A 17,587-nucleotide genomic window follows, 5' to 3' on the forward strand; every position below is an offset into this window, starting at 1 on the left:
GCATGGAACCGTTCTACACGTTAATCGAAATGGTGGTCAAGAACATAGTCGTAGTTCTCGTTCTCATGGGTTTCGTGGCATATACCACGCTCCTCGAACGAAAGCTTCTCGGCCGTTTGCAGGTGAGGCTCGGGCCGAACAGAGTGGGTCCCTTCGGTCTTCTCCAGCCTATTGCTGATGGTGTCAAGTCCTTCTTCAAGGAAGACATCATACCCGATGAAGCTGACAAGACACTCTACGTCCTGGCACCCGGTATATCACTCTTCGCTGCGCTCAGCCTGTTTGCCGTGGTTCCCTTCGGAGGAACGATCACTCTCCTCGGCAGAGAGATAAAGCTTGTCATCGCAGATATTGATACGGGGTTGCTTTACCTTCTTGCCATGGCGACTCTGGGTGAATATGGCGTCGTTCTCGGCGGGTGGGCTTCGGGGAACAAATACGGCGTGCTCGGAGCATTGCGCGCCGCTGCACAGATGATAAGCTACGAAGTGGCCCTGGGCCTCGCGGTGATCGGAACCATCATTCTTGCCGGGTCGCTGAACCTTCGCGAGATCGTTGCCGCGCAGGACGGAATGTGGTTCATCGTTAAATACCCCTTCGGCTTCATCTTCTACATCGTGGCCGGACTGGCGGAAATCAACAGAACGCCTTTTGATATGCCGGAATCGGAGAGCGAACTTGCGTGCGGCTTCAACATCGAGTACAGCAGCATGAAGTTTGCGACCTTCATGATCGCCGAATACGCGCACATGTTTACCGTTGCGGCGATCGTTACCACCCTGTTCCTCGGAGGGTGGATGGGCCCATGGCTGCCCGGACCGGTATGGTTCGTGATAAAGGTCTTTGTGGTCATCTTCTTCTTCATCTGGGAGAGGGGTACATTTCCACGGTTGAGATACGATCATATCATGCATTTCGGATGGAAGGTGCTCTTGCCTCTTACCCTTCTTAATGTTGTTGTCACCGCCGCCCTCGTGGCACTGGGGGTGCTGTAATGAAAGTGATCCTGCCGCTCCTCAAGGGTCTTCGGCTTACGTTCACGAGAGTCTTCACGAAGCCCATAACCTATCAATACCCGGAGCACAAGCATGAGGTTCCCGAAAGATGGCGGGGCATACACTATTTCAAGAAGAACGAGGCCGGAGAAACGGCCTGTGTGGCCTGCGGCCTGTGTGTTAAAGTCTGTCCCAACCAGTGCATCACCCTGGAGATAGGCGAGAAATTTGACGGGAAGCGCTACCCGCTGAAATACGAGATCGATCCCTGGCGGTGCATATACTGCGGGTTCTGTCAGGATGCCTGCCCGGTGAACGCCATCAATCTCGGGAAAGACTATGAGCAGGCATATTACCGGAAAGAGGATTTTGTTCTGGATATGAAAAAACTCCTTGCCATGTATGAGGATAAAAAATGATCGGCATCGGTATCGGATTCAAATGGTTTATCTTTGTTGTAATGGCCCTTATGGCGACGGGTTCGTCGCTCATGATCGTCACAAGGAAAAACCCTATCCACAGCGCCCTCTGGCTGATCGTGACCTTTTTTTCCGTCGCGATCCTCTATGTACTGCTCAACGCAACCTTCATCGCGGTCGCCCAGGTTATGGTCTATGCCGGGGCGGTAATGATGCTGGTGCTCTTCGTGATCATGCTGATACATCTCGAATGGGGAGCACAATGGAAGTCGAAACTTTCCTTTGCGAAGCTCATGGGAGGGATCATCACGGTAATGCTTTTCCTGCAGATCCTGGCAGGAGTGTTTACATACGGCAGCGTGGGGCAAATGGGCAGCTACAGCACTGAGAAACTCGCTGAACTGGGCAATACGAGGGCGGTGGGAAGTTTGCTGTACGGCAAATATGTGTTCGCGTTCGAGGTTGCCTCGATACTTCTTCTGGTAGGCATCGTCGGGGCTGTGATGCTTGCCAGGAAAAGAAAGGACTAGGAGATAGAAATGTTGCCCGAGATACCGCAGACCCTCTATTACTTGCTCTCGGCGGTGCTGTTCACCGTGGGAGCGGTGGGTGTCATCACGCGGCGGAATGCGATCGTGATCTTTATGTGCATCGAACTCATGCTGAACGCCGTTAACCTGAGCTTCATAACCTCGGGAAGTTTTCTCAATTCCCTGGACGGGACCATCTTCGTTATCTTCATTATGGCCGTTGCGGCGGCGGAGGCGGCGGTGGGGCTCGCCATATTCGTGCTCATATTCAGGTTGAAGGGCACGGTACACGTTGACGATTTTAATCTGCTTAAGGGCTAAAGAAGGGGTTTTAAATGGCTGACCTTATCTGGCTTATACCGGCGTTTCCTGCGATCGGGTTTATAATAAACGGTCTTCTTGGTGTACGCTTCCCTAAGACGCTTACTGCCTGGGTCGCATGCCTTTCCGTGATAGCATCTTTCGTAGTGTCGGCAATCATTTTTGTGCAGTTTCTGCAACTTCCGGCTGAGAGCAGGGTCTATGAAATGACCGTCTTCGACTGGATCGTCTCTGGCGATTTTAAGACAGAGATCGGCTTCAGGATCGATGCTCTGTCGATCATCATGTGCCTCATTGTCTCCGGTGTGGGCTCTCTGATCCATATTTATTCCGCGGGTTATATGCATGGCGATCCGGGGTTCAGGAGATACTTTACGTACCTCAACCTCTTCGTCTTCATGATGCTTACCCTCGTGACGGGTGACAACGTTCTCCTCATGTTCGTGGGATGGGAGGGGGTGGGGCTTTGTTCGTATCTCCTTATAGGATTCTGGTATGAGAAGGACTCCGCATCGAACGCTGGGAAGAAGGCGTTCATTGTCAACAGGATCGGGGATTTCGGCTTCCTCCTCGGCGTTTTCCTGCTGGTTGGGACACTTGGAGCGGCGGGGGTCTGGACCTTGAAATTTTCCGAGCTTCAGGCAAATGTGAATTTGATAGGGCCTGGTCTGGCGACGGCAATAACTCTTCTCTTCTTCGTGGGAGCAACGGGAAAGTCTGCCCAGATACCTCTCTATGTGTGGCTGCCGGACGCGATGGAAGGCCCCACGCCTGTCAGCTCCCTCATCCACGCGGCAACGATGGTCACGGCCGGTGTCTACATGATCGCCCGTTTGAACTTTCTCTATGTGCTTGCCCCGACAACGTTGCTTATCGTAACGGTTGTCGGCCTTCTGACGGCGTTTTTCGCCGCAACGATCGGATGTGCCCAATACGACATCAAGAGGGTTCTCGCCTATTCGACGGTAAGTCAACTGGGCTACATGTTCGTCGGTGTCGGCGCGGGGGCGTATGCGGCGGGCGTTTTCCATCTCATGACGCATGCCTTCTTCAAGGGGCTGCTCTTTTTGGCGGCGGGCAGCGTGATGCACGCCATGAGCGGCGAACTGGATATGAGGAAGATGGGTGGACTGCGCAAGAAGATACCCATCACATATTGGACGACTTTTATTGCCTGCCTGGCTATTGCCGGTATACCAGGCTTGTCCGGATTCTTCAGCAAGGACGAGATACTCTGGATGGCCTATAGCAGGCACCACAGCTTCTGGTTCTGGTTTATAGGTGCCGTTACTGCTGGGATGACGGCGTTCTACATGTTCAGAATGTTCTTCAATACCTTTCACGGGGAGTGCCGTGCATCGGAAGAGGTCAAACATCATATCCATGAATCGCCGAAGGTGATGACGATCCCGCTTATGATCCTGGCCGTTCTCAGCATTGTTGGCGGCTACGTTGGTGTGCCGCAGGTGCTGGGCGGCGCGAATCATATAGAGAAATGGCTGGAGCCGGTCTTCGGTCATCATGCAGCGGCAGCGACGGTGCATTCGGGCGGTTTCGGTATCGTCAGCACGGCCTTTGCATCGACTGCGGAAGGCCATGGGGCAGCGGGTGGAGCAGAGATGATGTTGATGATCGGTGCTATTATCATCGGCCTTCTCGGCATATTCATCGCATGGTTGTTTTACGTGAAGAACCCTGAACTGCCGAAGAGGTTTGTTGAGAAGTTCCATGGGCTTTTCACGCTGGTACATAACAAGTATTTTGTCGACGAGTTTTATGGGTTCATATTCGTAAAGGGTTTGTTCAAGGTTGGCAAGGTCTGTAAGGACTTTTTCGACGAGACGATCATTGACGGCATCATAAACGGAATAGCCGGGGCACTGTCGGGTATCAGCGGTCTTATTCGGAAGGTGCAGAACGGGCTGGTGCAGGGCTATGCGTTTGCGATAATATTCGGTGCGATCATCGTTATCGGCTATCTTATCTCGAGAATCTTGTGAAGGTGTGTGCATGACGGTTATGTCGGTCCCAATACTCAGCTTTCTCATATATTTTCCGCTCCTCGGGGCAGTGATCCTGCTATTTGCGAATCGCAGAAACAGTCAGTTCATCAAAATCTTTACTCTCGTCATTTCCCTGATAGAGCTTGCGGCGTCTATCCCTCTTTTCTTCAAATTCGATGACGCGGCAAAGACAATGCAGTTTGTCGAAAAGGCGGATTGGTTTCCAGAATGGGGCATAAGCTATTTGCTCGGCATAGACGGCATAAGCCTTCTTCTTGTTCTCTTGACCACGTTTCTCACTGTTATCTGTGTGCTGTGTTCATGGAAGGCCATTGAGGATCGAGTGAAGGAATACTACATTACATTCCTTTTTCTTGAAACGGCGATGATTGGAACGCTCTGCGCCCTCGATCTCGTGCTCTTCTACATTTTCTGGGAATTGATGTTGATTCCCATGTATCTGCTTATCGGTGTGTGGGGAGGTCCGAGAAGGGTATACGCGGCCATAAAGTTTTTCCTCTTTACCATGGCGGGAAGCGTTCTCATGCTTGTCGCGATCCTGACCCTGTACTTTTTCTATTACAACAGCACGGGGGTTTACACATTCAACGTGCTTGAGCTCTATAAGGCGAGCATTCCCATCGTGAAGCAGTACTGGCTTTTTGGGGCCTTTGCGCTATCTTTTGCCATCAAGGTTCCCATGTTCCCGGTGCACACCTGGTTGCCGGACGCGCACACGGAAGCGCCGACGGCGGGCAGCGTCATCCTTGCCGGAGTGCTTTTAAAGATGGGCACCTACGGTTTCATAAGATTTGCGATCCCGCTTTTCCCGGCTGCGGCAATAGACGCAGTACCGCTCATGTCCATACTCGCGGTTATCGGAATCATTTATGGCGCCATTGTCAGTATGATGCAGCCCGACCTGAAGAGACTGATCGCCTTTTCCAGCGTGAGCCACCTCGGCTATGTCATGCTCGGTATCTTTGCTTTCAATATGCAGGGCGTTCAGGGCGGCATCTACCAGATGCTCAACCATGGCATAAGCACCGGCGGACTTTTTCTCATCGTGGGAATGATATATGAGAGAAGGCACACGAGAATGATATCCGACTTCGGAGGGATTGCGAAGGTAATGCCGATTTTTGCGGTATTCTTCATGATCATCACTCTGTCGTCGATCGCCCTTCCCGGAACGAACGGGTTTGTGGGGGAGTTTCTAATTCTGCTGGGCGCATTCAAGAGCAATGTGGTGTATGGGACGCTGGCGACGACGGGTGTCATTCTGGGAGCGGTATATATGCTCTGGATGTTCCAGAGGGTCATGTTCGGGGTGATCACGAAGGAAGAGAACAGGAATCTGAAAGATCTGGGCGGCCGGGAGATATTGATACTTGTCTCCATGGTATTCTTCATAATCCTGATGGGCGTATACCCGAAGATGTTCTTTAAGAAGATGGACACTACCGTTGCGGAATACCTGGCCTTCGTGAAGACCAAGAGCGCGCAGGTTCGTGTTTTGGAGCAGGACGCGGCCGGAGCCAGGGTGGCCAAGGAAATAGCGAACAAGAATATGACGAGATAGAGGTGCCTGTTAATGGACGTTGCAATACCTGCTGTTTCTGACTTTGGATGGATAATGCCCGAGATCATGTTGACCGGGTGGGCACTTGTGCTGCTGATAGTAGGCGGTCTGACGAAGGGCTCCACCTCCTTCAAGGTTTCCGGGATACTTTCAGTCATCGGCACTGCCTGCGCCCTGTATTTTGCGGTGAACCTCTGGGGAACAAATCTCGATATTTTCAACCAGCTGTACACCATTGACGACTACGGGACCTTTTTTAAGGTTCTCTTTCTTGCCATTCTTATGCTTGTCAGTATCATATCGATGAGGTATGCCGATCGGGAGGGGATTGGTTCGGGAGAGTATTATTCCCTTTTGATGTTTGGTGTACTTGGCATGATGGTCATGACGTCTTCACACCATTTCATCACGATCTTCATCGGCCTCGAGGTCATGTCCCTATCGATCTATGTCCTCTGCGGGCTCCTGAGAAACAACATGGCATCCGTCGAGGCCTCATTGAAGTATTTTCTTCTCGGTGCCTTCGCCACGGCGTTTCTTCTCTACGGGATGGCAATGGTTTACGGTTCGACGGGACTCATGGATGTCGTGGAACTGAAGAAGTATTTCCTTGCGAAACAGCCTTTCTCGGCGACGATGTTTGTAATTGGCATGGGCTTCCTTGTTGTGGGTTTCGGCTTCAAGATTGCATCGGTACCGTTCCACATGTGGACTCCCGATGTCTATCAGGGCGCGCCCACATCAATCACGGCTTACATGGCGACAGGGGTGAAGGCCGCCGCATTCGGTGCCTTGATTCGGGTCTTCTTCACCGCCTTCATACCATTTCACTTCGGGTGGTCCGAGATCATCTGGGTCTTGGCGGTTCTGACGATGTGCGTGGGAAACATCACGGCGCTGGCGCAGCGTGATGTGAAGAGGATGCTGGCATATTCAAGCATAGCCCATGCCGGATACATACTCGTTGCCTTCATAACGGGCGACAGGGCACTCGCATCGAGCATGCTCTATTACCTTATGGCATATTCTTTTATGAATATCGGCGCCTTCACCGTAGTGATCATCCTGGCAAAGACGGGTGATACAGGCAGCGACATAGACAGCTATGCCGGACTCGGTGTGCGCCATCCCTTCGTCGCCCTGTGTATGAGCGTATTCCTTCTTTCTCTTGCCGGGGTGCCGCCGCTGGCGGGCTTTATGGGGAAGTTCTATGTTTTCAGTACCGCCGTCAAGGCTGAATTTTACTGGCTGGCGATAATCGGGTTCCTCAACAGTGTCGTGGCCGCATATTACTACCTCAGGGTCATGATGTACATGTATTTCAGGGAAACCATAGGCGAGCCGGGTGCAGTTGACAAGGCCCCACAATACGGGATAGTTATGGTTATCTGCATAGGGGCTCTTCTGTACATGGGTATCTTCCCGAAGGCTTTCGTTCTTATCGCCCAGAAGGCAGTTGGTATCTTCAGCTGATCGGGTGCCTGGAAGGGCCTTGATCTGTCTTTTTCCCGTCCCACGAGTCACGATATTTTCTTCGTAAATACACGCGCAGCGCTCAGTTTGAGGGCAGGGGTATATTGGCTCACCAGCCTGTCGTAATGCTGGACGGGGAAATGGACACCGCCATCCCTGTCATCCGTTGTTTCTTGATATTTCAGCGCGATAGTGTAAAGTATGCGGAGGTTTGATAGGAGTTTGGGAGGGAAGGATATCATGAGGCTTTTGCTCGTTGCGTTTGTCGTAGTGACCGGTAGTCTTGGGTTGATCTTCTGCATTGCGTCCGCGGGCGGAGATTGCCGAGACTTTGTAATGGAGGGGCAATTTCAGAAGGCAGTCGAAGAGTGCACTGCAGCGATAGGAGTGGGAGAGCTGTCGAGGGAAGCTCTGGCCGCCCGTTACGCGTGGCGGGGATTCGCGTACAAGGGGCTCGGTGAGCCACAGGAGGCCATGGCTGATTTTGAGCGTGCCATAGGGATCGACCCAAACAGTGACATCTCCTATCTTGGGCGCGGGGAGATCTATGAGATGAGAAAGGACTATGCCGCGGCTCGGACGGACCTTTCGAAAGCCATCGAGATCAACGGCGGCAATGCGGCCGCACTGGCTCATAGAGGCGTGATCTCCTATGTGGAAATGAAATACGACCGGGCGCTCGCGGATCTCGGGAGGGCCGTGGAGCTCGACCCAGGGAATGCCCGGACATTGAGCTATCGCGGAAATACCTATGCGGCGATGAATCAGCAGCAGAATGCGATCGACGACTATACGAAGGCACTTGAGATAAACCCGAAGGAGTTTCTGAGTCTTCTCGGCCGGGGACTTCTGGAAAAGAAGCTGAGGCGCTTCGAGGAGGCGCTCGCGGACTACAATAGGCTGGTAAAGGTCGCTCCCGGTTTTTGGCAGGCCTACCAGGGGAGGGCGGACATCTATGCCGCCACGAAGAGGTATGGCAGGGCGATTGAAGATCTGTCAGCCGCTATCAGGATCGACCCGACGCAGGCCGTCCTCTATTCCCAGCGTGGTCTGACCTACGTCTTTCACAAAAGGCCGGACAAGGCTGAGGAGGACTTCTCGAAGGCAATTGAGCTTAGCCCGTTGAGCGCCGGGCTGTATGTAGCGAGGGGAGCGCTGTACAAGGAGATGGACCGCCTTGGGGAATGCGCCGGAGACCTCCAAAGGGCACTGGAACTGAAGCCCGGCCACCTTGGTGCGATAATGCTTCTGGCAAGGGTGGAGTCCCTCAGGAAGAACACAGCCGAGGCATGCAGGAGGCTTAACGCCGCCTATGCAAAAGGGGGTCTGCACGATATCCGGATCGTAACAAGGGAAAAGGATTTTGACAGTATACGTGATAGTGCGTGCTACAAGGAATTCATGAAGGACAAGAAGAGCAAGGTTCCCGTGAAGGACAATTACCAAATAGAGAGACAATAACGAATAACCAGATCGCAATGGCCAAAGAAGAAGACAATCACCAATCGACAAATGATCAGTAGCCAGACAGAAAGGCAGGCCGGGAGAACAGGAGTGCCCTGGTAAATTGGTCGTTGTCCTCTTGATTGGTTGTTATCTTGTCAGGGATTAGGAACGAATACCCGATGGGCCGGAACCCACCTGTCTCCGACCTGTTGACCGGGGACGATCATCCATTGACCGGGAGTCTCCCTCTTGCTGTAGCGGGTGACAAAGTCAGGGTCGGGGGTGGCGTAAGGCTGGCTGGTGTCGATGGGCCGATATGCCGGCTGGGTCGGCTGCCGTGAACTCTGGCTCACTGCACTTACTACCAGGGCGCCGACGAGAATGGTTCCGGCGACAATGGCTGCAGGCACCCAGTAGTCGTTGCTGTATCCGCAGCCATGGCATCCCCTGTAAGGACCGTAATAGCGCCGGGCATCCGAGATGGTCGGAGCCGCCAGCGACAGGCAAGATAAGACGACAACCATGATGGCCAGTTTTCTCATAATCTTAAGTATATCACCTTTTCCAGGAAATGCAGTCAGTTTTATGGCGTTGTATAGCATCGATTCATCGCCCGAGCATCGGGGAAAGTATCGTCACGGCAGTCTCCACATATCTCGGACAGAGGGTCCGGAAAAGATCCTTCGTGAGTGCCTCGTGATATCCCTCGTAGCTTGAGATATCGCACCCGAGAAGGACCCGGCAGGCTATGGAGCCATGGGTCTGTTCAAACTCACGGGCAAACTGTCTGATCATCCTGTAGGTGGCATCCTTGGTCTCCCTGTCGTCGCCGGATGCGTTCCCGCGATCGAGGCCGATAACCATGAACGATCCGGTGACAGCGCCGCAGGTGGCGCCCATTGCTCCCATACCGCCGCCGAAACCGCTTGCTATCTTCAACGCCTTTTCGGGGTCGAGCCCCAACTCTTCAGCGAATGCCAAAAGGACGGATTGCGCGCAATTAAACCCACTGTCGAATACCTCGAGGGCCTTATCTTTCCTTGTCATGACATACCTTCCGTAATTTTATCTGTTTGCCGGGTATTCCCAAATGATATGGCCGGGCAGGGCATCGGATACGAAGCTCTTCTCATCGGGCCCGAAGGACGCGGCACACAGTATTTGCACAATGGTAACAGAGCGGCGCAATCGATGTCAACACGGCGGAAGGCCCCGACAAACCTTGTATTCGCCCCTCTCGCAGGTTATACTGGGGGGCGTGTCACATCTTTTTTTCGAAGGACCTGGGATGGAAAAATTCTTTTACCCCGAAAGCATTGCCGTGTTCGGTGTTTCCGAGACACCATCCAATCTTGCCCGTGTTATTGTAGAGAATCTCGTCAGCTTCGGCTTTCAGGGTAACGTTTACCCCGTCGGGATGACGCAGGGTCAGATCGCCGGGATGAAAATATTGCCCGGCCTTGATGGTATCGATGGAATACCTGATCTGGCAGTGGTGCTGGTGCCTGCCCGGTACGCACCGGAGACGCTCGAGAGATGCGGCAAGAAGGGGATACGCAATGTCGTCCTGGAATCGGGCGGTTTCAGCGAATTCTCCGGCGACCGCCGATCCCTGGAGGCCGAAGTGCTCTCGATAACACGGCGTTATGGCATGAGGATCGTCGGTCCCAACTGTTTCGGCATCGTCAACCTCGAGGCCGGCGTCATTCTCCCCTTCTTCATAATAGATCCGGAATACATGAAGAAGGGTTCCGCGTCGCTTATCTCCCAGAGCGGCGGCATCTTTTACGATACCTGCATGCTTTGCTCTGTCGAAAACGTGGGCTTGAGGAAGCTTGTCAGTATCGGCAACAAGCTCATGACGAGCGAGAACGATATCCTGGAATATCTCCTGCAGGACAGGGAAACGGGCGTCGTCGGGCTCTACCTCGAAAGCTTTTCCGACGGCAGGCGCTTCATGGGCCTTGCGGCCACGACGGACAAACCCATCGTGGTCCTCAAGGCGAACAGGAGTCCGTCAAGCGGTGAGATAGCAAGATTCCACACAACGGCCCTCGCCGGGGACGATGAGGTGGCCGACGCCGCCATGAAACAGGCGGGTGTCATCAGGGTCACCAATTTCCAGGAGATGGTGGATTGTTTCAAGATATTCAATTTGCCCATACTCAAGGGCAGGAGACTTGTACTTATCTCGCGCTCCGGCGGCCACGGAGTGCTCAGCGCCGATGCGGCGAGACGGTACGGCTTTGAGTTCGCACGCCTCTCGGAGAAGTTTCTCGAGGGGATAACGCGGAAGAAACTGAACGTTATCGCGGCGACGAATCCCCTGGATATCGGCGACGTTTACGACTTGAATGAATACGCCCCCATCCTGGATATGGCCCTTCAGGAGGAAGAAGCAGACGGGGTCGTTTTCGTTATCACCTACAGTTCCGAGAGTGACGGCGGCAAGGTCAGGGATTTTGTCCGTTACGTGTCTCAGGTGACCCCGTTATATGACAAGCCCGTGGCCCTCTGTGTCGTGACTAACAGGTCGGAATGGTTCGGGATCAAGGAGGCGGCGGATTTCCCCGTTTTCACCGATGTGGACCAGGCGGTGCGGGCCCTGGAATGGTCCTTAAGACATCATGAGGCGAAAGCGTATGGACGGCGGGCCATTCCGAGATTGCATCAGCCGTCGGGGCCTGCAACCGGCAAGAGTCCCTCCTGCCGCTTTCTTGATCCCGAAGAATGTTTCTCTTTCTTATCGAGATGGGGTCTTCCCGTTGCGGACAACGCCGCGGTGCAGAACCGCGATGAGGCCATTGCGAGGGCTGAGGGTATGGGTTATCCTGTGGCCCTCAAGGCCGGCCAGGGCGGGATACTGCATAAATCGGAGGCGAAGGGCGTCTTTCTCGATATCGGGGACCGCGAGGCGCTGGCGCGCGCTTTTGACGCGATGGACGCAAAGAGGTGCCTTGTTCAGAAGATGGCCCCGCGGGGCCGGGAGATCATCATCGGAGGACGCCAGGACAACGAATTCGGTCCCGTCGTGGTCTGCGGTCTCGGCGGCATATACGTGGAAATCCTCGCCGACAGGTCTATCCGGGTTGCTCCCGTCGATGAGGAAACCGCCGGAGCCATGATAGACGAACTGAAGGGCAGTGCTATTCTCCGGGGTGCACGGGGCAGAAGACCCGCCGACATAAAGGCCCTGAAAGATGTCATCGTCAGGGTATCCAATTTCCTTATGGATAATCCCGATGTGGTCAATCTCGATATCAACCCGGTCATCGTTTACGACGAGGGGAAAGGGTGCGTCATTGTCGATGCGAAGGTGGAAGTTGCCAAACCCTGGGCTGTATGATACAACCTATGAAAGCCATGGCAAATAACCTGCTGCGACAGATACCCAAGGTGGATTCCATACTGGAAAGCTCCGGCTGGAGGTCCCTTGTTTCCGCCTGTCCCGAATCCATTGCGAAGGATGTCCTGCGCGAGCACCTTGATTCCCTCCGCGATGCCATAAAGGAAGGGCGGGTCGTCTCCGTCCCATCCGTTGATGAGATCGTGACAGCCGTGGGTATAAGCGCGGCCGCCATCATTGAGCCGGGCTTGAAGAGGGTCATAAACGCTACCGGTGTTATCATCCATACCAACCTTGGGAGGTCGATTCTCGCCAGTCGTGCGATCAATGCCATACTGGGGGTCGCGATGGGCTACTCCAACCTCGAATATGACATTGAAAAAGGTATGCGGGGCAGTCGGTATGATCACTGTCGGTCCATCCTCAGGAGGCTCACCGGTGCGGAAGAGGCGCTTGTCGTCAACAACAATGCCGGCGCTGTTTTCCTTATCCTTAACACCCTTGCCGAGGGAAAAGAGGTGATCATCGCCCGGGGGGAGCTCATCGAGATCGGCGGCTCTTTCAGGATACCCGATGTGATGAAAAAGTCCGGTGCCGCCCTTAAGGAAGTGGGGACGACGAACCGGACCTACATCGCAGACTACGAGCGGGCTATCGGTGACAATACCGGCCTTATAATGAAGGCCCATACGAGCAATTACCGCATCCGCGGCTTTACCCATGAGGCATCCTCGGAGGAACTTGTCGAGCTGGGGAAAAGATACAATATACCCACCTATTTCGACACCGGCAGCGGACTTTTCTACAATTTAGAAGGTCTCGGGGTATCCGGTGAACCCCTGATACCCGATGAGCTGAGAAAAGGTTTTGATGTCATTTCCTTCAGCGGCGATAAACTGCTGGGTGCGCCCCAGGCGGGGATCGTGATAGGCAAAAAGGATTGTCTCGACGCCATGAAGGCAAACCCCATGACGAGGGCCCTCCGTCCCGACAAGTTCACTCTTGCCGGCCTTGAAGCGACGCTGCTTCTTTGCCTCGACGCCGATTCGGCGGCCAGCGGCATCCCTACCATCAGGATGATCCTTGAAGAAAAGGAGGTTCTGGCAAAAAGGGCGAGGCGGATCGCATCACGGTTGCGAAAAAAGTGCCCTGACGCGGGCGTATCCATAGTGGATGTTGATTCCGAGGTGGGAGGCGGGAGTTTTCCTGACATGGTCATCCCCTCCGTCGGTGTGGCCCTGAAGCCTCGGACAATGACCATCGACGCCCTGGAGGCGAAGTTGCGCCACCTTCCGCTCCCCGTCATCGGGAGGATCGAAAAGGAGAAGCTCATACTCGACATCAGGACGGTCCTCGCGGAGGATGAGGGCGATCTCGCCGCGGCAGTGGCCCGCGCTCTTGAAAATGGCTGATAGCTTCAGGATCATCTGCGACATCAACGATATAAGACTCGATGTTTTTCTCTCCGAAAAGCTTTCCCTGACACGGACAAAGGTGAAAGAAATGATCGACGGCGGCCATGTGCGCGTCGACGGCAGAACGCCCAAGCCCGCGATACGTCTCAAGGAGCACATGGAGATTGCGGGAGAGATCCCCAGGGAGGCACCCCTTGACCTCGCGCCGGAAGAGATACCCCTCGACATACTTTACGAGGATGACTACTTTCTGGCTGTCAACAAACCGGCGGACATGGTGGTCCATCCTTCTTTCGGCCACAGTTCGGGGACCCTGGTGAACGCGGTTCTGGGGTATCTTGAAAGACAAGGTTTCAGGTTTCAGGTTTCAGGTTCGGAAAGGCAGGAAGGACGAGACGGGGACAGGACGACGGGAGTTAGGCCGGGGATCGTGCACCGGCTGGATAAGGGGACGACGGGGGTCATTCTCGTCGCCCGGGACGGAAGGACGCAGGAGAGGCTGTCGGGGCTCTTCAAGGACAGGAAGGTTTGCAAGACCTACCGGGCAGTTGTCGAGGGAGCGCCCGTTCTCGATTCGTGGACGGTGGAGGGCAATATAGGACGCCATCCCGTGGAACGAAAGAAGATGGCCGTATTGCGCTCGGGAGGCAGGCAGGCCGTCACCGGTTTCAAAGTGCTTGAAAGATTGGAAGGTTTTTCCTATGTGGAGGCCTATCCCGCAACGGGCAGGACACACCAGATACGGGTCCACCTGAACCATGCCGGCCATCCCGTAGTCGGCGATGAGACATATGGCAGGAAGGCAAAGAGGTCCGCGCCCAGGCCCCTTCTCCACGCCTACCGGATAGAGCTCGTCCACCCCGTGACCTTGAGACCTGTGCTTATTGAGGCGGCCATTCCCGCCGACATGAGGGATTTTGTTGAAAAACATCGTGGACAACAGCATTAAAAAACCCTTAAACTACAGCATAACGATATATTTCATGAAGATGGTGGTTCTTCAATGACAGAATTCGTTCTTGAGAAGAAAAACGACTGGGAATACTATCATATTCCGAAGCTGACGGCGGCGGGCATAATCCATGGGTTCTTCACTCGGAGGTCACCGTCACCGGCATTGCTCGGACGGGAAGGAGAGTTATTTCTTGACGCCTTCTCCCTCAATGAGGCCGTTGTGCTGCACCAGGAACACGGAAATGATATCCACGTGATCGGCAACGGCGACAGGCCCGTGACCGGTGATGGGATCCTGCTCTATAAGCGGGGCATTGCCGGCGTGATCAAGACGGCGGATTGCCTCTGCGTTGTTCTCATCGACCCCGGTTTCCCCATGGTATCCATCCTTCACGCCGGCTGGCGCGGTACCCTTCAGAAAATAACCTCCAGGGCGCTTGGCATGATGGCCGAGCGGGGAGCGGCGAAGCAGCGCATCGTCGCCCTCATGGGCCCTTCCATCCGGGGTTGCTGTTATGAGGTTGGCAAGGAGGTCAAAGAAGCATTCATCGGCGAGGGTTTCCCTCAAACCATCTTTACCTCGGTCAACGGTTCACTTCACCTCGACCTCAAGACCGCAAACGCGCACCTCCTCAATGAAGAGGGTATCGAAGCCATTTACGATACCGGCCTGTGCACCTACTGCAGCGGCGACGATTTCGCCTCCTATCGCAAGGGCGCCCGCAGCGCCCGGCAGGTGAATTTTGTAGCGATTAAGGAAGGGTGATGGGTTATGGGTCACAGGTCATGGGGAAAGGATAGGGACGAGGTCTTTCCCTATTACCCATCATCTATCACCCGGTACCCGCTGTTATGAAATTCAAGAGAGAACTTTCCTTTATTGTCTTCATTCTCTTCGCCTTCGGGGCGTTGGTGCTTATCGAGACGCGGCTGCCTAACTTCGCGCGGTTTTTCCCGGTGTGGGAGAACAAGCTTCTCATTGTCGTTCTTAACATCAATCTCTTGTTGATCCTGCTGCTCCTCTTTCTGATCACGCGCATCATTCTCAAGGCGTATATCGAGAAAAGAAGGGGTATCTGGGGATCTGGCCTCAAGAAAAGACTGACGTCCACGCTTCTTTTTATCTCCATTGTGCCCTCTTTTACCCTCTTCATTCTGGCGACAGGCTTCTTCTATGTGAGCATGGAGCGGTGGTTCGGCCAACAGGTGGAGGACACCATGGAAAGCGCCCTCGAGCTCTCCAGGCTTCACTACGAGGAGGTCTTTCAGCGCCATACGAGGATCGGGGCGCAGATGGTGGAAGAGATCGAGAAGAAAGACATGATGCGGGATGAGAAAAGCCTGAGAAAGTTTATGCAACGGTACAGGAGGACCCATCTCCTGGGTTACGTGGCTGTCTATGATCCTGCGTCGGCGGCCATGATCAGGGTCGGGGGCTCCGAGAAGTCCGACAGGACGATCCTCTCCAAACTCAAATTGTTCAGCCGCAACGAGACATCCCAGGAGATCATCACCACCGATGAAGGGGAAATGCTTGTGGTGGGCATGCACATCAAGAGGGGGACGGAAGGCACCGGCCCCCCGCTGCTCTTTCTTGGTGATACGATAAAGATAAAGGGCGCGGAGCGCATAAAGCAGATCGCTGTTACCAGCAAGGAGTTCAAGGAATCCCGTGTCTTCAAGAAGGTCCTGAAGTACAGCTTCATTATCCCGCTGTTCCTCATCACCATTCTCACGATCTTTGTTTCACTCTGGGTGGGCATCAAGATGGCCACGGAGATCACCGTGCCCATAGAAAAGATGAAGGAAGGCGCTGCCATCATCGCCAGGGGCAAGTTCGACATCAACCTCGAGGACCGGGGAAAGGACGAGATCGGAACGCTCGTGAAGGCCTTCAATAGTATGGCGAAGGAGCTCAAGATAGCCAAGGACGAGATAGAGAACAAGACCCGCTCCCTGGAATTCGTCCTCAATAACGTGGCGGCGGGCATCATCTCGACGGACAAGAGAGGAACCATCCTTCTTGCGAACAGCGCCGCGCGCACGATACTGAAGGTCGACAGGGAGAAACTGGAGGGAATGTCCTTGAAGGAGGTATTCGGCAACGACTTCAAGGTCCTTACGAAGTCTTTCCTGAGAGAGGTGCGGGCTTCCGGGGGTGAAAGCATAACGAAGGATTTAAGACTCAACCTGAAAAAGGACATCACCTATCTCAGGGCATCCCTGACGGCCCTCAAGGATGAAAGCAACCGGGTGGCCGGCTTCATCATAGCTTTTGACGATATCACCCATGTGGTACGTGCTGAAAAACTTGCCACATGGCAGGAAGTGGCCCGCAAGCTGACCCATGAGATCAAGAATCCCCTGACCCCGATCGTGCTCTCGGCCGAGCGCATCCGCAGGAAGCTTATGGCAAATTTTGCGGGTCCCGACAAAGATATCCTGGATGAGACGACGTCGGTCATCATACGGTCTGTGGCTGACATAAAGGATATAGTGAACGAGCTTACCAAGCTGACCCACACGTCGCAGGCAAGGACCCTCGAGAGTATCAACGCCATTGTCGACGAGACCCTCGATCTTTACCGTAACCTCTATCATAATATCTCGATAGACTTCGATCCGGGGGAGGTCCCTCTTGTCAGGGTGGACCGCGATGGGCTCAAAAGGGCCTTTATCAATCTCATCACCAACGCCGTCAAGGCGATAGACGGCGAGGCGGGCACTATCACGGTGCGCACACGATATGACAGGGCGAAGCGCACCGGCACCATAGAGTTCGCCGACAGCGGCGGGGGTGTTCCCGACCAGGACAAGGAGAAGGTCTTCGATCCCTATTTCACGAAAGACAAAGGCGGCACCGGCCTTGGCCTTGCCATAGTCCACTCCATCATTCTCGAGCACCATGGGAGGATCAGGGTGGAAGACAACGTACCGAAAGGTGCAAAGTTCATCATAGAGATACCCATTATAGAGACCTAATAACCAACGACCAAATTCCAATGACCAGAAAAACAGACAGTTAACCAATTCAGCAACAATCAATGACCAGACGAGGAAAATCTCTCAATCGACTGTTCTTGTCCCGTTCATGAGATCTGTC

The 17,587-nt window shown here is 54.0% G+C and carries 15 protein-coding genes; 13 read left to right on the forward strand and 2 right to left on the reverse strand.

The features are described from left to right. Positions 1-2: 2 nt before the first annotated feature. From nuoH to PHC90_02995, 8 genes are all read left to right on the forward strand, one after another. Complete coding sequence (gene nuoH, locus PHC90_02960) at positions 3-995, forward strand: NADH-quinone oxidoreductase subunit NuoH (protein MDD3845303.1); 993 nt, start codon at positions 3-5, stop codon at positions 993-995. Next, a complete protein-coding gene (locus tag PHC90_02965) occupies positions 995-1,414 on the forward strand; it encodes an NADH-quinone oxidoreductase subunit I (protein MDD3845304.1) in 420 nt (139 codons plus the stop codon). Before nuoH ends, PHC90_02965 begins: the two co-directional genes overlap by 1 nt. Next, entirely contained in the window at positions 1,411-1,944 is a 534-nt protein-coding gene (locus PHC90_02970) for an NADH-quinone oxidoreductase subunit J (protein MDD3845305.1), read from the forward strand. The genes PHC90_02965 and PHC90_02970 overlap by 4 nt, the downstream gene beginning before the upstream one ends. A gap of 9 nt (positions 1,945-1,953) precedes the next feature. Continuing rightward, the gene (nuoK, locus tag PHC90_02975; protein MDD3845306.1) at positions 1,954-2,265 is read left to right on the forward strand and encodes an NADH-quinone oxidoreductase subunit NuoK; all 312 of its coding nucleotides are present in this window, start codon (positions 1,954-1,956) and stop codon (positions 2,263-2,265) included. A gap of 14 nt (positions 2,266-2,279) precedes the next feature. Further along, positions 2,280-4,265 carry an NADH-quinone oxidoreductase subunit L gene (nuoL, locus tag PHC90_02980; GenBank protein ID MDD3845307.1) on the forward strand — a complete coding sequence of 662 codons (1,986 nt, stop codon included), beginning with the start codon at positions 2,280-2,282 and terminating at the stop codon, positions 4,263-4,265. 10 nt (positions 4,266-4,275) lie between these two features. Further along, entirely contained in the window at positions 4,276-5,850 is a 1,575-nt protein-coding gene (locus tag PHC90_02985; protein MDD3845308.1) for an NADH-quinone oxidoreductase subunit M, read from the forward strand. A gap of 54 nt (positions 5,851-5,904) precedes the next feature. Beyond that, positions 5,905-7,323 (forward strand): NADH-quinone oxidoreductase subunit N, encoded by a 1,419-nt coding sequence (locus tag PHC90_02990; GenBank protein MDD3845309.1) that lies wholly within the window; start codon positions 5,905-5,907, stop codon positions 7,321-7,323. Positions 7,324-7,563: 240 nt separating this feature from the next. After that, positions 7,564-8,784, forward strand: coding sequence for a tetratricopeptide repeat protein (locus PHC90_02995; protein ID MDD3845310.1), 1,221 nt, complete (start codon positions 7,564-7,566; stop codon positions 8,782-8,784). 140 nt (positions 8,785-8,924) lie between these two features. Here the strand turns inward: PHC90_02995 and PHC90_03000 are convergent, their stop codons facing one another. Beyond that, a complete protein-coding gene (locus PHC90_03000; GenBank protein ID MDD3845311.1) occupies positions 8,925-9,311 on the reverse strand; it encodes a hypothetical protein in 387 nt (128 codons plus the stop codon). A gap of 64 nt (positions 9,312-9,375) precedes the next feature. Next, on the reverse strand, positions 9,376-9,816 hold the full coding sequence (locus tag PHC90_03005; GenBank protein MDD3845312.1) for a C-GCAxxG-C-C family protein: 441 nt from the start codon (positions 9,814-9,816) through the stop codon (positions 9,376-9,378). A 241-nt stretch (positions 9,817-10,057) separates the two neighbouring features. Here PHC90_03005 and PHC90_03010 point away from each other — a divergent pair, with 241 nt between their 5' ends. From PHC90_03010 to PHC90_03030, 5 genes are all read left to right on the forward strand, one after another. Beyond that, positions 10,058-12,115, forward strand: coding sequence for an acetate--CoA ligase family protein (locus PHC90_03010; protein ID MDD3845313.1), 2,058 nt, complete (start codon positions 10,058-10,060; stop codon positions 12,113-12,115). Between the two features lie 8 nt (positions 12,116-12,123). Further along, complete coding sequence (gene selA, locus PHC90_03015) at positions 12,124-13,527, forward strand: L-seryl-tRNA(Sec) selenium transferase (GenBank protein ID MDD3845314.1); 1,404 nt, start codon at positions 12,124-12,126, stop codon at positions 13,525-13,527. Further along, positions 13,478-14,479 carry an RluA family pseudouridine synthase gene (locus PHC90_03020; GenBank protein ID MDD3845315.1) on the forward strand — a complete coding sequence of 334 codons (1,002 nt, stop codon included), beginning with the start codon at positions 13,478-13,480 and terminating at the stop codon, positions 14,477-14,479. Before selA ends, PHC90_03020 begins: the two co-directional genes overlap by 50 nt. Before the next feature lie 54 nt (positions 14,480-14,533). Continuing rightward, positions 14,534-15,250: a polyphenol oxidase family protein gene (locus tag PHC90_03025; protein ID MDD3845316.1), complete on the forward strand. Its 717-nt coding sequence runs from the start codon at positions 14,534-14,536 to the stop codon at positions 15,248-15,250. 86 nt (positions 15,251-15,336) lie between these two features. After that, positions 15,337-17,466 (forward strand): ATP-binding protein, encoded by a 2,130-nt coding sequence (locus PHC90_03030; GenBank protein ID MDD3845317.1) that lies wholly within the window; start codon positions 15,337-15,339, stop codon positions 17,464-17,466. Positions 17,467-17,587 lie beyond the last annotated feature (121 nt).

The sequence above is a fragment of the Syntrophorhabdaceae bacterium genome, from assembly GCA_028698615.1.
Classification (GTDB): domain Bacteria; phylum Desulfobacterota; class Syntrophorhabdia; order Syntrophorhabdales; family Syntrophorhabdaceae; genus Delta-02.

What these genes read in the sequence shown, in the direction of transcription:
- PHC90_02995 (MDD3845310.1), top strand. Translation starts at nt 7,564, where the DNA reads ATGAGGCTTTTGCTCGTTGCGTTTGTCGTAGTGACCGGTAGTCTTGGG.
- PHC90_02965 (MDD3845304.1), top strand. Translation starts at nt 995, where the DNA reads ATGAAAGTGATCCTGCCGCTCCTCAAGGGTCTTCGGCTTACGTTCACG.
- nuoL (MDD3845307.1), top strand. Translation starts at nt 2,280, where the DNA reads ATGGCTGACCTTATCTGGCTTATACCGGCGTTTCCTGCGATCGGGTTT.
- nuoK (MDD3845306.1), top strand. Translation starts at nt 1,954, where the DNA reads ATGTTGCCCGAGATACCGCAGACCCTCTATTACTTGCTCTCGGCGGTG.
- PHC90_02970 (MDD3845305.1), top strand. Translation starts at nt 1,411, where the DNA reads ATGATCGGCATCGGTATCGGATTCAAATGGTTTATCTTTGTTGTAATG.
- PHC90_03000 (MDD3845311.1), bottom strand. Translation starts at nt 9,311, where the DNA reads ATGAGAAAACTGGCCATCATGGTTGTCGTCTTATCTTGCCTGTCGCTG.
- PHC90_03005 (MDD3845312.1), bottom strand. Translation starts at nt 9,816, where the DNA reads ATGACAAGGAAAGATAAGGCCCTCGAGGTATTCGACAGTGGGTTTAAT.
- PHC90_03010 (MDD3845313.1), top strand. Translation starts at nt 10,058, where the DNA reads ATGGAAAAATTCTTTTACCCCGAAAGCATTGCCGTGTTCGGTGTTTCC.
- nuoH (MDD3845303.1), top strand. Translation starts at nt 3, where the DNA reads ATGGAACCGTTCTACACGTTAATCGAAATGGTGGTCAAGAACATAGTC.
- PHC90_03030 (MDD3845317.1), top strand. Translation starts at nt 15,337, where the DNA reads ATGAAATTCAAGAGAGAACTTTCCTTTATTGTCTTCATTCTCTTCGCC.
- PHC90_03020 (MDD3845315.1), top strand. Translation starts at nt 13,478, where the DNA reads ATGAGGGCGATCTCGCCGCGGCAGTGGCCCGCGCTCTTGAAAATGGCT.
- PHC90_03025 (MDD3845316.1), top strand. Translation starts at nt 14,534, where the DNA reads ATGACAGAATTCGTTCTTGAGAAGAAAAACGACTGGGAATACTATCAT.
- PHC90_02990 (MDD3845309.1), top strand. Translation starts at nt 5,905, where the DNA reads ATGCCCGAGATCATGTTGACCGGGTGGGCACTTGTGCTGCTGATAGTA.
- PHC90_02985 (MDD3845308.1), top strand. Translation starts at nt 4,276, where the DNA reads ATGACGGTTATGTCGGTCCCAATACTCAGCTTTCTCATATATTTTCCG.
- selA (MDD3845314.1), top strand. Translation starts at nt 12,124, where the DNA reads ATGAAAGCCATGGCAAATAACCTGCTGCGACAGATACCCAAGGTGGAT.